Annotated in this window: 10 protein-coding genes and 4 pseudogenes; all 14 read left to right on the top strand. The window is 36.7% G+C overall.

Annotation, left to right across the window (positions count from 1 at the left end; translation table 11 throughout):
• The first annotated feature begins 58 nt into the window (after positions 1-58).
• On the top strand, positions 59-1,327 hold the full coding sequence (locus K6959_RS11515) for a peptidase U32 family protein (protein WP_163243297.1): 1,269 nt from the start codon (positions 59-61) through the stop codon (positions 1,325-1,327).
• Position 1,328: 1 nt separating this feature from the next.
• Positions 1,329-1,967 carry a uridine kinase gene (udk, locus tag K6959_RS11510; protein ID WP_163243298.1) on the top strand — a complete coding sequence of 213 codons (639 nt, stop codon included), beginning with the start codon at positions 1,329-1,331 and terminating at the stop codon, positions 1,965-1,967.
• Positions 1,968-2,397: 430 nt separating this feature from the next.
• On the top strand, positions 2,398-2,874 hold the full coding sequence (greA, locus tag K6959_RS11505; RefSeq protein ID WP_163243299.1) for a transcription elongation factor GreA: 477 nt from the start codon (positions 2,398-2,400) through the stop codon (positions 2,872-2,874).
• Positions 2,875-2,983: 109 nt separating this feature from the next.
• Positions 2,984-4,794, top strand: a pseudogene (locus K6959_RS19875) (peptidoglycan D,D-transpeptidase FtsI family protein).
• A 124-nt stretch (positions 4,795-4,918) separates the two neighbouring features.
• Positions 4,919-5,128 (top strand): hypothetical protein, encoded by a 210-nt coding sequence (locus K6959_RS19190; protein WP_262421775.1) that lies wholly within the window; start codon positions 4,919-4,921, stop codon positions 5,126-5,128.
• Positions 5,121-5,609 carry a YrrS family protein gene (locus K6959_RS11495; protein ID WP_262421774.1) on the top strand — a complete coding sequence of 163 codons (489 nt, stop codon included), beginning with the start codon at positions 5,121-5,123 and terminating at the stop codon, positions 5,607-5,609. Before K6959_RS19190 ends, K6959_RS11495 begins: the two co-directional genes overlap by 8 nt.
• Positions 5,610-5,644: 35 nt before the next feature.
• Positions 5,645-6,343 carry a 5'-methylthioadenosine/S-adenosylhomocysteine nucleosidase gene (gene mtnN, locus K6959_RS11490; protein ID WP_163243302.1) on the top strand — a complete coding sequence of 233 codons (699 nt, stop codon included), beginning with the start codon at positions 5,645-5,647 and terminating at the stop codon, positions 6,341-6,343.
• A 102-nt stretch (positions 6,344-6,445) separates the two neighbouring features.
• The gene (locus K6959_RS11485) at positions 6,446-6,577 is read left to right on the top strand and encodes a YrhC family protein (RefSeq protein WP_223086551.1); all 132 of its coding nucleotides are present in this window, start codon (positions 6,446-6,448) and stop codon (positions 6,575-6,577) included.
• 514 nt (positions 6,578-7,091) lie between these two features.
• Complete coding sequence (locus K6959_RS11480; protein ID WP_163243304.1) at positions 7,092-7,232, top strand: YrzI family small protein; 141 nt, start codon at positions 7,092-7,094, stop codon at positions 7,230-7,232.
• A gap of 487 nt (positions 7,233-7,719) precedes the next feature.
• Positions 7,720-9,010 (top strand): annotated as a pseudogene (istA, locus tag K6959_RS11475) (IS21 family transposase).
• Positions 9,007-9,767 (top strand): annotated as a pseudogene (istB, locus tag K6959_RS11470) (IS21-like element helper ATPase IstB). Before istA ends, istB begins: the two co-directional pseudogenes overlap by 4 nt.
• Before the next feature lie 479 nt (positions 9,768-10,246).
• Positions 10,247-11,514, top strand: a pseudogene (ltrA, locus tag K6959_RS19870) (group II intron reverse transcriptase/maturase).
• 255 nt (positions 11,515-11,769) lie between these two features.
• A complete protein-coding gene (gene sigK, locus K6959_RS11460; protein WP_223086549.1) occupies positions 11,770-12,486 on the top strand; it encodes an RNA polymerase sporulation sigma factor SigK in 717 nt (238 codons plus the stop codon).
• A 291-nt stretch (positions 12,487-12,777) separates the two neighbouring features.
• The gene (locus K6959_RS19170; RefSeq protein ID WP_262421770.1) at positions 12,778-12,927 is read left to right on the top strand and encodes a hypothetical protein; all 150 of its coding nucleotides are present in this window, start codon (positions 12,778-12,780) and stop codon (positions 12,925-12,927) included.
• Positions 12,928-12,932: the final 5 nt, after the last annotated feature.

The raw sequence follows: 12,932 nt of genomic DNA, 5'->3' as shown, positions 1-12,932 counted from the left end.
AAGTTTTTTTGAAAAAACCGTGATAAGCCTTGCAATGACTAAAAAAGGAGGGAACAAGATGGCAGTATTAAAGGACAAAATTTCCGAAATTGTGAATGGGAAAAGAGTAATAGTAAAAAAGCCTGAACTTCTTGCTCCTGCTGGTAATTTAGAAAAATTGAAAGTTGCAGTTCTCTATGGAGCTGATGCAGTCTATATTGGTGGTCGAGAGTACGGTCTGCGTTCGAATGCTGATAATTTCTCTTTTGATGAAATGAAAGAAGGCGTCGAATTTGCTCAAAAATATGGAGCTAAAATATATGTGACAACTAACATTTATGCACATAACGAAAATATAGATGGATTAGAAGATTATTTAAAGGGATTACAAGCAGCTGGGATTACAGGAATAATTGTCGCTGATCCCCTTATTATTGAAACATGCCGACGTGTCGCCCCAAACGTTGAAGTTCATCTAAGTACACAGCAATCTTTATCAAATTGGAAAGCTGTTCAATTTTGGAAAGAAGAGGGATTAGACCGGGTAGTTCTCGCTCGTGAAACGAGTGCAGAAGAAATAAAAGAAATGAAAGAGAAAGTCGATATTGAAATTGAAACATTTATTCACGGTGCAATGTGTATTGCCTATTCAGGCCGCTGTACATTAAGCAATCATATGACAGCCCGTGATTCAAATCGCGGTGGCTGCTGTCAATCATGCCGCTGGGATTACGATTTATATAAGCTAGAGGGAGAAAAAAATACCGCCCTATTTACGGATCAGGATGCTCCTTTTGCGATGAGTCCAAAAGATTTAAAACTCATTGAGTCCATCCCAAAGATGATTGAGCTTGGAATAGATAGTTTGAAAATCGAAGGCCGAATGAAATCAATTCATTATGTAGCTACAGTCGTAAGTGTTTATCGTAAAGTGATTGATGCATATTGTGCCGATCCTGAGCATTTCGTCATTAAACAAGAGTGGCTTGATGAGTTGGATAAATGTGCTAATCGAGAAACCGCTCCAGCGTTTTTTGAAGGAACTCCAGGGTATAAAGAGCAAATGTTTGGAAATCATAGCAAAAAGACTAAATTCGATTTTGTTGGTTTAGTGCTTGACTATAATCCTGATACGCAAATAGTGACACTTCAGCAAAGAAATTATTTTAAGTCTGGAGATGAAGTTGAATTTTTCGGTTCAGAAATTGAAAACTTCACGCATGTAATAGAGAAAATATGGGATGAAGATGGAAATGAGCTTGACGCTGCACGTCATCCACTTCAAATCGTTAAGTTTAAAATGAATAAGCTTGTTTACCCGAACAACATGATGCGAAAGGAGAACTAGAATGAAGCAGAAAAAGCCAGTTGTTATTGGCGTAGCAGGCGGTTCGGGATCAGGTAAGACAAGCGTAACGAGAGCTATTTATGATCGCTTTCGCGGTCATTCAATTTTAATGCTTGAGCAAGATTATTACTATAAAGACCAAAGCCATTTACCGTTTGAAGAACGCTTAAAGACAAATTACGATCATCCACTTGCATTTGATAATGATTTATTAATTGAGCACATTAAAAAGTTGCTCCGTTATGAATCGATTGCAAAACCAGTATATAATTATAAACTGCATACTCGCTCAGACGAGGTCATAGATGTCCATCCGAAGGACGTTATTATATTAGAGGGAATTTTAGTTCTTGAGGATGCTCGTTTAAGAGAACTGATGGATATTAAGTTATTCGTTGATACTGATGCAGATTTGCGCATTATTCGCAGGTTGCTCCGTGATCTTAATGAGCGTGGACGGTCCATTGATTCTGTTATCGAACAATATGTAAATGTTGTTCGCCCGATGCATAATCAATTCATTGAACCAACGAAGCGCTATGCGGACTTAATTATACCAGAAGGTGGTCATAATCATGTTGCAATCGATTTAATGGTTACAAAAGTACAAACAATTCTTGAACAAAAATCGTTTTTATGAAACAATAACATAAATAAAGTGAAGCTCGGCCATTTTTAGTTTCGATATGAATAGGTTTTTTATTTTATAGAAGCAATAAAATAAAAAATTTAAATCGTTTAAAAAGGGCAGAGGAAATAGAAGTAATAAGAACAGCTCGTAGATAAACTCTATCCTGACATCTAAGACTGGTTGAAAATGCTTGTCAGTCGAGGCAAAACACATGGTAAAAATGAATAGAACGATCATTCATATGAGAGTTGATAATGAATTGCAAGCAACAAAGAACGCGATTGTTTTTTTTTTTAACAATCTGATAAGATCGAAGCGGTCTCATTAATTTGCGCGCCCTTTATAGGACGCGCACATGTGTATTTATGTTGTAATAAATACACTACATAATGTATTTACACAATTTGAAGTAGTGAAGAAGGATAAGGAGTGAAGGAGATTGACTACAGAAAAAGTATTTCCAATGACAAAAGCAGGAAAAGAAAAGCTCGAACAAGAGCTAGAATATTTAAAAACAGTAAAACGTAAAGAAGTAGTAGAGCGGATAAAGATTGCCCGAAGCTTCGGTGACTTATCCGAAAACTCTGAGTATGATTCAGCAAAAGAAGAACAGGCATTTGTTGAGGGACGAATTACAACATTAGAGAATATGATTCGTAATGCAAAAATTATTGAAGAAGATGAGGCGGCAGGAGATACTGTTTCTCTTGGACGCTCCGTAACATTTGTTGAATTACCAGATGGTGAAGAAGAAACGTATACAATTGTGGGTAGTGCAGAGGCTGATCCGTTTGAAGGCAAGATTTCAAACGATTCTCCGATTGCCAAAAGTGTGATTGGCCGTAAAGTTGGCGATGAAGTAACAGTACAAACACCTGGTGGCGAAATGAACGTTAGAATTATTTCAGTGAAGTAGAGCCAAAAGGTTTTTAGATAAGAAGAAATATTGTTATTTAAAAAAATAATTGAATAATCTGTTTTGAAAAGATGAAACCTCGTCAACACTTTTGACGAGGTGTTTTTTTATTAGGAGAAGACGAGCTGTATTGTTTTTATGCTTTTTTATTGGGGGTCTTTTATTTTTAATCGGGAGACTGATTCAGTTGCAATTAGTGCAGACAGAACATTTTTCCAAGCATCATGTGAATTTACTTGAAGAAAGTGTCCGTCAGCGCTCTCAAGAAATTGTGATTGATAATGGACGGGGGGACTTTTTAGATCGTAACGGTCATTCTCTCACTAAAAAAAATGAGCCCGTTTTAGTTTTATTTCCATTTTTTTTAAAGAATGAATTGGAACATTAAAGAGGTAGCACGGATCATTAACGTTTCCGAAGAAGAGTTAAAAGAAACGATTGAACGAGAGAAAAAACCATTTGTGTTCGGTGGCTCTAAACCACTTTTATTGTCAATAAAACAAACAAGGCAAATAAACGAGTTAAAAATACCTGGTGTATTTGCTGTAGAAAGGCAAGTTGAGGTAGAAGATCGTTTAGCTGAGCAATTAATTGGGATTATTGGAGAAAATGAAAAAGAGCTGCAACAACGTTATCCTGATCGTGAAGTTTCATCTAAAACGTTAATCGGGCTAACAGGCTTACAGGCAAGCTTTGATGAATTTCTTATCCCAGAAGGAGAAACAAAGCTTGTTTATCACGTTGATGCAACTGGGGCCCCTCTATTTGGCATCAATGTTAAATATGTTGGCCCAGCTAACCCGTTTTATCCAGTAAATATTAAAACGACATTAGATTTAGAAATTCAAAAAATGGCAGAAAAGCTCGTTGATAAACATCAAATTAAAAAGGGTGGGCTCGTTATTCTTGATATTGAAACCAATAGTGTGCTTGCTTTAGTATCAAGACCAGCAATTGATCGTGCTAATCCATTTGATAACAATGGAATTAATAATATGATGCTAAAACAACAAATAATGGGTTCTGTATTTAAGACGGTTGTCGCAGCTGCTGCGATTGATCATAAGTTAATTTCAGAAGAGCGAGTGTTTGACTGCAGTAAGAAAATAAATGGCGATCCTGATCAAACGTACCAGCACGGATTTCTTAATTTTAAAAATAGCTTTGCTAGAAGTTGTAACAATGCGTTTGGAGAGTTGGCGAAAGAATTAAAAAACATTGATCCTGGGATACTTGAAAAATATGCTGAAAAAATGTCGCTAGTTAATCGAGTTGGGTGGGAAGGAGATATTTATCACTTTCTTAATTTTAGGCAATTTAATAAAGAGGAAAAGGGAAGAGTATTTTTTTTCCCGCGAGGCACGAAATGATGACAATTTTGTTGCACTTACAGGGATTGGACAGCATGAAGTTAGGTCATCTCCTTTAGCGGTTGCAAATATGATGGCAACAATCGCGCGAGGTGGTAAAAAAGAGATGGTCAGAGTTGTCTCAAAAATTGAATATAAAGGCGGGACAGTGATGACAAAGTTTAAACAGCGGCAAATAAGAGGAGAATCACTAGCCCCATCCACAGCGATGAGGCTACAAAAGCTTTTACGTGAAGTTGTTGAAAATGAACATGGTACAGGCAGGGTTTTTTATGATTTGCCATTTGAAGTTGCTGGTAAATCTGGAACGGCAGAAACAGGTAAATTTAAAGAAGATAAGCAGCTTCATAATAAATGGTTTGCAGGCTTTTTCCCTTACGAAAAGCCAAGGTTTGCTCTTGTCACAGTAAATTTAGATGTATTTTCAGATGAGGGTGCAGTAAATCCACTTTTTATGGACATGGTGAAAGGAATTTATGAATTGGAACAAAAAAATGGAAAAACAGCTTCTAAAATAGAAATTGATGCGAATATAAACCTTGATAATTAAATCCCACTCTATTACAAGCTTATAACAATATCGTTTAAGGGTAAATAAAAAAGGGTAAATTTCTTCATGTTTCGATTAACTCATGTTAAAATATTGACAACCTTATAGACGGAGGGGAATTATTATGAAGAATGATTTTGATGAATTTAATGATCGTTCTCGTTCAGAGCAACGTGCTAAACGTCGAAAAACAAACATAATTTTAAATAGCTTAATTATTGCTGTCCTTATTCTCATTATTATTGTTGCTGTCTCAATTTTTTCAAGTGGAGATAAAGAGCAAGTAAAGACAGATGATAAAAAAACGGTTGAAAAGAGTGAAAAAAATGAGTAAAAAAATTCAAGAAAAACCTAACGAGAAGGCGGAAAATAAACAACCAAAAAATAAAGACAACGAAAAGGTTGATGAAGAAGAGATAAATAATAACGAAGAGACGACAGAGACGGACGCAGAAACGGAGGATTCAGAGCCGGTGATTACTGAGGGGGGCTCAAGTCCTAATGTAAAAAACACGGTAATAAATCCTGCATGGAAGCCAGTAGGCACAGATCAAACTGGAGAACATACAACAGTGTTTAATAAAGATTCTGCTGATTGGAGTGAAATGGAGAACGCGATTTCATATGCAACAGGACTTTCACACGATAATATGACGATTTGGTTTCTTGGAAATGGAGGGGAAAATAAAGCAATAGGAACAGTAACATCTAAAGACAATCAACAAGTATATCGAGTGTATATTGAGTGGGTAGATGGACAAGGTTGGAAGCCGACTAAAGTTGAAGAATTGTATGAAAACGATAAGGGAAGATAGTTTTATCTTAATTAAAAAGAGAGAAGGTATTTTTTATGAAGATTGCTGTAATTGGAGCGATGGAAGAGGAAGTTACAATACTTCGCGACCATCTAGAAGATTTGAGCCAGGTGACAATCGGAGGTTGTGAGTTTAATATTGGTACATATAATGGAACAGAAATCATTTTATTGCGTTCAGGAATCGGAAAAGTAAATGCAGCGATGTCAACAGCGATTTTACTTGAAAAATACAAACCTGATTATGTGATTAATACTGGCTCAGCAGGTGGTTTTAATCCGAGATTAAATGTTGGCGATATCGTCATTTCAACAGAAGTTCGTCATCATGATGTTGATGTGACAGCCTTTGGTTATGAATATGGACAAGTTCCAGGATTGCCAGCTGCTTTTACAGCGGATGAGCATTTAGTTAAAGTTGCAAAAAATTGTGCAAAAGAGATTAAAGGTGTTCAAGTTGTTTCTGGCTTAATTGCAACGGGTGATTCATTTATGAGTGATCACGTTCGTGTTGAGTTTATCCGAGGGAAATTTCCTTATTTACAGGCGGCTGAAATGGAAGCTGCGGCAATAGCACAAGTTGCTCATCAATTCGAAGTTCCGTTTGTTATCATTCGCTCCTTATCTGATATTGCCGGAAAGGAATCGAATGTTTCTTTTGACCAGTTTTTGGAAAAGGCTGCTTTGCATTCTGCTACACTAGTTATAAAAATAATTACGAGATTACAAAGATAATAACATTTTTCACTAATTATTGAATTAATTACATCATCAGTAAGTAACTTATTTATGTTAAAGTAGAATCATAGTTTTTTTAAGAACGCAGGTGATGTACTAGTGAAGCAAAATGTTAAAGAAATATATGAAAAAATGATCGATTATAAACAATATGCTGTTGTTTTATTAGCTTTTGGAGCTTTTTTATACTTAGGATTAATCATTCCTTCAGTAGAAAAAAGTGTGAAATAGGTTTATATGTAATTGCAGCAGCATCAATTTTTTATCATTAATCGGATCAATTTTCTTTTTCTCTAGATCAAAGTTATACAGAAATAAATTAGCTGAAACGGATGAAGGACAAGATTATTTGATGAAGTAATCTATCCTTCAACTTGAAAAACGTCCATTTTATTTGGGCGTTTTTTTTTTTTTTTAAAAAAAGGTTTACAAATGATTCGATTGTGGATATAATTACCACGTAAGCTATTGTAAAGGAGGTCGAGTGAAATGGAAAAGAATATGTTAGTTTCAACAGTAAATTCATATCATTCATTCACGTTTTCGACCGCTTTGGAATGGATAGCTTTCATTTAATTAGTTCAAAATGATCCATGCCGTAGGGAGAAGCGTGTCCTGCGGTATTTTTGTGTCTTTTTTTTATAAAACCGCAGGGACATATTTCCTTGCGGCTTTTTTATTTTCAATAATCAAGCATAAGAAACAAATGGATCAAATATTTTTAGAAGGAGGTGATCTCTATATAATGACACTGCATATTTTATTTTTTACAATTACAATTAAAAGGCGAAAATTTACAATTGATGAAATGCTTCGGGAACAAGAAGTGAATGAAATAATGGAACAACATAAAGATCGTCAATTTTCTCGTTACAATCATTTTTAGTCTTCAAAAAATCTGATAAAGGAGGAATAAATAAATGACTTATTTAATGCAAGGGAGAAAAGGTTTTTACTGGGTGGAGAAGGACACAACCTAACGAATGATTGGTTGGAGGTAATGTATGTCATTGCATATTTTGTTATTAACATTAATCTTTAGAAGAAATAAAAGTAAGAAACATAAAGGAAATATTGAATCATACGAAAAATAATTTCCAAGTAAAGGCATTAACTGAGTGTGAAATTCAGTTAATGTCTTTTTGGTGTGCCCGGCATGCGCATGAACTATAGGGTGCAAGTCCCGAACCCCGAAGACAGAAGTAGAGGTTAGCCAAGAGCAAGGGTGTCCGTGGTGACATGGAATCTGAAGGAAGCTGGAGGCAAAACACCGATCCGAGGTAGAAATGCTATCTTAAATATGTACAAAAACGCTTGGATAAATATGTACATTCTTGCTTCCATTCTACATACTAGTCTTGAGGTGACTAGTTATGTATATATCGCTAAATGTTGATGTTAATATTGAGATTAATAGTCTTTCAGACTTACCAAAATTTAAACAAATAATGGAGTATATGAAAATGAAAATTAATAAGAGCAAGTTGGCAAAGGAGTTAGGGGTAGACCGCCGAACGATTGATAAATATTTAAATGGTTTTGTACCTAAGAAAACGAGACAGAGAACGTCAAAAATTGATGAATATTACGAAGTAATTGCTGCTTTGTTATCAGAAGACTCCAAACAGGTGTTTTATTATCGACGAGTGCTATGGCAGTATTTAAAGGACAATCATGGCCTTGATTGTGGGGCTTCCACTTTTCGAGCCTATATTGCACGTACACCAGAATTTAATGCTTATTTTGAAGAGGATCAGCGCATCGCTTCCCCAAAGGGAACGGTTCGTTATGAGACGCCGCCTGGTGAACAAGCGCAACTAGATTGGAAAGAAAAACATTTTATTTGAGACGAAAGATGGTGAAAAAGTTGAAGTCAATGTGGCTGCACTCATTCTTTCTAGTTCAAGATTCCGCGTATTTCATTTAAGTGTATCGAAGTCACAAAGTACATTGTTTTCCTTTTTAACAGAAGCCTTTGAAACCTTTGGTGGTGTTCCTAGGGAAATCCTTACGGATAATATGAAAACAGTCATGGATGAGGCTAGAACAGAACATTATAGAGGTAAAGTGAATGCAAAGTTTGAGCAATTCGCAAAAGACTTTGGTTTTAAGGTAAGGGCATGTATTGCTGGACGGCCAAGGACGAAAGGGAAAATAGAAACAACCATGAAGCTGATAGATGAAATACACGCTTATCAAGGTCAATTAACATTAGAGGAGTTGCATCAGTTTATACAGGATCTGGCGAATCGAGTGAATCATCAGATTCACCAAGGTACAGGGAAACTTCCAATCATTGAATTCAAAAAAGAAAGGAATCACTTACTCCAGCTACCAACTGAAAATGTAAGAGATTCCTATCGCATCACGCATACACTTGTAAAAGTCAATGCGTCGAACATGATTTCCTACAAATCAAACCAGTACTCCGTACCACCACCAGAATATCAAGGAAAGAAAGTAGGCCTACAGGTGTATGATGATCAATTGTGGATTTATTATAACATGAAACTTATCGCACAACATCCAATCGGCAAATCAAAATTAAATTATCAGGAGGCGCATTATAAAGCAACCCTAGTTATTTCGGCCCCTTACTATCCCGAAATAGATGAATTGGCTAAAAGAAATCTAGCAACGATTGGAGATGTGTATAAGTCATGAATCCAGCTACTAATTATCAGCAGCTATTAAGCAATTTGGAGTATTTAAAGCTAAAGCAAATGGTCGTGCATTTAAATGAGGTTGTTGATTTTGGTGTAAAGAACCAGATGTCATTCATTGATACGTTAATTAAATTGACCAACTATGAAATTGATGTACGGGAACAAAATATGATTCAATCGATGGTGAAAGTCGCTGCGTTTCCACATTTGAAGGAAATAAAGGATTTCGACTTTACCTTCCAAGCGTCAGTCAATCAACAGCAAATTCTAGATTTTTTAACACTTCGCTTTATTGAACAGAATGAGAATATTGTGTTTTTAGGACCAAGTGGGGTAGGCAAGACCCACTTGGCGACCGCGATAGGGATTGCGGCAGCAAAGAAACGGACGAGCACCTATTTCATTAAGTGCCACGATTTAATTCAAAATTTAAGACGAGCACGACTAGAGAATCGCTTGGAAGCCCGTTTAAAGCATTTTACAAAATATAAACTACTAATTATTGACGAAATCGGTTATTTACCGATTGAGCAAGAAGATGCAAAAAACTGTTTTTCCAGCTGATTGATATGCGATATGAGAAGCGAAGTACCATCTTAACGACCAATGTGAATTTTAAAGCATGGGATGAAGTTTTTCAGGAACCCAAACTAGCAAATGCCATTCTAGATCGTATTTTACACCATGCGACAGTCGTCACAATGATCGGAGACTCGTATCGTTTAAAGGATCATTTTACAATAGAAAGCGAGTAATTTTGTACATTCTTAAACAAGCGAAATTGTACATATTTATGTTGACATTTATAATCCGAGGAACACGAATCTCATACAAGGCTAGATATGATTGAGTGAGTTTGCCAAACAAAATAAAGCTCTTTCTGTCGAAGGTCATATCAAGTAAATGAGGCGGATAGATGGTGTGAAAGTGGATGCGCTTACCCGGAGAGGTCTGACAGAAACGTGAAGTTCCCTTCATAACCTACTTGGTGACAAGTAACTGAACGGTCAGAAGTCAGCAGAGGTCATAGTACGAGTTGGTCTAGAACAACTTGGAAGGACTGAACAATTAAGAAAGAATAGCCCTTGGCTTTCCAGTTTGGATGAATGAACACAGAAAACAGAGAAACCTCACGCTTAGAAAGTAGTGGTGAATCCCACGAGGGTATTTGCGGAGGGTGTAGTCCAACTGGGCAAAAGAAGATAAGCTATTCACGGGAAGGAACGAAATGGTAATGTTGAATCAAATTCTGGAACGGCAGAACATGATACGAGCATTAAAGCGAGTAGAAGCGAATAAGGGAAGCCATGGAGTAGACATGATGCCCGTACAAACCTTACGTCAGCACATCCTCGAAAATTGGGCAACCATTAAATCGCAGATTCTAACGGGAACCTATGAACCGCAACCAGTACGTCGAGTCGAAATCCCGAAACCAGACGGCGGTGTGCGCTTATTAGGCATCCCTACCGTGACAGACCGTTTAATTCAACAAGCCATATCGCAGATATTATCGAAGGAATATGACAAAACATTTTCGGATAACAGTTATGGATTCCGACCAAATCGGAACGCCCACGACGCTGTCCGAAAAAAAGCAAAGGGTATATAAAAAAGAGGGGTATCGCTGGGTAGTAGATATGGATTTAGAAAAAAATTTTGACAAAGTCAATCATGACCGACTAATGGCAACATTAGCGAAAAGAATTCAAGATAAACCACTCTTAAAACTGATCCGCAAATATCTTCAAGCTGGTGTCATGATAAACGGAGTCGTTTCGAGTACAGATAAAGGAACACCTCAAGGTGGACCTTTAAGTCCACTTCTTTCAAACATCGTATTAGATGAGCTTGATAAAGAGTTAGAGAAACGTGGACATAAATTCGTTCGTTATGCAGATGACTGACTGCAATATTTATGTAAAAAGTGAACGTTCAGGAAAGCGAACAATGGCAAGTGTGCAGCGATTCATTGAAGGACAACTACGATTAAAAGTAAATGAAACAAAATCGTCAGTAGACCGACCATGGAAACGAAAGTTCCTGGGTTTTAGCTTTACATTTCATAAAGAACCTAAGGTTCGCATTGCGAAAACAAGTCTCCAACGAATGAAGAAGAAAATACGAGAAATTACCTCTAGAAAGATGCCATACTCTATGGAATACAGAATCAAGCAATTAAACCAATATTTAATTGGATGGTGTGGTTATTTTGCGCTAGCAGATACACCAAGTATCTTCAAGTTGTTAGATAGTTGGATTAAACGAAGATTGAGAATGTGTCTATGGAAGAATTGGAAGAAACCTCGGACAAGAGTCAGAAACCTCACTCGCTTAAACATCCCATACGGAAAAGCATATGAGTGGGGGAATACCCGGAAAGGGTACTGGCGCATTTCAAAAAACCCCATATTACACAGAACCCTTGACAATTCCTACTGGGAAAGCCAAGGGCTGAAAAGTCTGCAAATTCGTTACGAAACTTTGCGTTATTCATCTTAATTGAACCGCCGTATACGGAACCGTATGTACGGTGGTGTGAGAGGTCGGGGGCTAATCACCCCCTCCTACTCGATTTCTTTTTAAGTTGAGCTAGTTCGGACAAACAATAAAAATACAATTGTAATTGAAATAAAGATGCAAGCTAAAACAGATAAATTAATATTTGTTGCTGGACAGACAAAAACATCTCTACTCTTACATAGGAATTAGTGATAGGTGGGATCCGGGAGAAACATTTCACATGGAGGTGGAAAAATGTCCGGTATTTTTACAGCCCTTAGTTATTTAGTAAAGGAAATTATTTTCCTCGTTTCATACGTAAAAAACAACGCATTTCCTCAGCCCCTATCAGCAGCAAATGAACGAAAGTATATCAGATTGATGGCTGAAGGGGATATTCACGCACGAAACATTCTAATTGAACATAATTTGCGACTTGTTGCACATATTGTAAAAAAATTCGAAAATACGGGCGAAGATGCAGAAGATCTCATCTCCATAGGTACAATCGGCTTAATTAAAGCAATTGAAAGCTACTCTGAAGGGAAAGGTACAAAATTAGCAACATACGCAGCGAGATGTATCGAGAATGAAATTCTAATGCATTTAAGAGCATTGAAGAAGACAAAGAAAGATGTATCCCTCCATGATCCAATTGGTCAAGATAAGGAAGGGAATGAGATTTCATTAATCGATGTGTTGAAATCTGAATCAGAGGACGTGATTGAAACAATTCAATTAAACATGGAGCTTGAAAAAGTGAAAAAAAACATCGATGTATTGGATGGACGTGAGAAAGAAGTTATTATCGGCCGTTTTGGCCTTGACTTAAAAAAAGAAAAAACACAGCGTGAGATAGCTAAAGAGCTTGGAATTTCCCGAAGCTATGTTTCTCGTATAGAAAAGCGTGCCCTGATGAAAATGTTCCATGAATTTTACCGCGCCGAAAAAGAAAAACGGAAAAACAGCTAGTAGGGAGGTAAGCAACAAACTTTCATTAATGTTTTAATGAATCATCATACAATTGAATTATCTGCCCCTTTTTGGTTAGAAGGGGATGGACTAAAAGGGCAAATATATTAAAAGGGGCGTCCAATAGTCGAAAATCGACTTATGGGATCCCCTTGTTTAATGCAAAATAAAAGTTAAGAGTATTGCAACCAAAATGTTAGAAGGTTGCACATATAAAAAAGGCTTGCCAGCCCTCTCAATATACCCTACCGTTATTGGTGTCTAATCAATTAAAGGTGGGGGGATGAAAGGATGCCAGCAATGCCTGAAATTAATCATATCAAAAAATTAAGGAATATAAAATCCTTGTCAATCAACGAAATCTCAAAACGCACTGGTTTTAGTTGGACAACTGTCAAAAAGTATGCAGATGAAGATCAGTTACCTGAAGAAAAAACGTAGTTGTA

The organism is Bacillus aquiflavi (assembly GCF_019915265.1).
In the GTDB taxonomy this organism is placed as follows: Bacteria; Bacillota; Bacilli; order Bacillales; family Cytobacillaceae; genus Bacillus_BT; species Bacillus_BT aquiflavi.
Note: the sequence above shows the minus strand (reverse complement) of the source record. Positions and strands in the feature narration are given on the sequence as shown.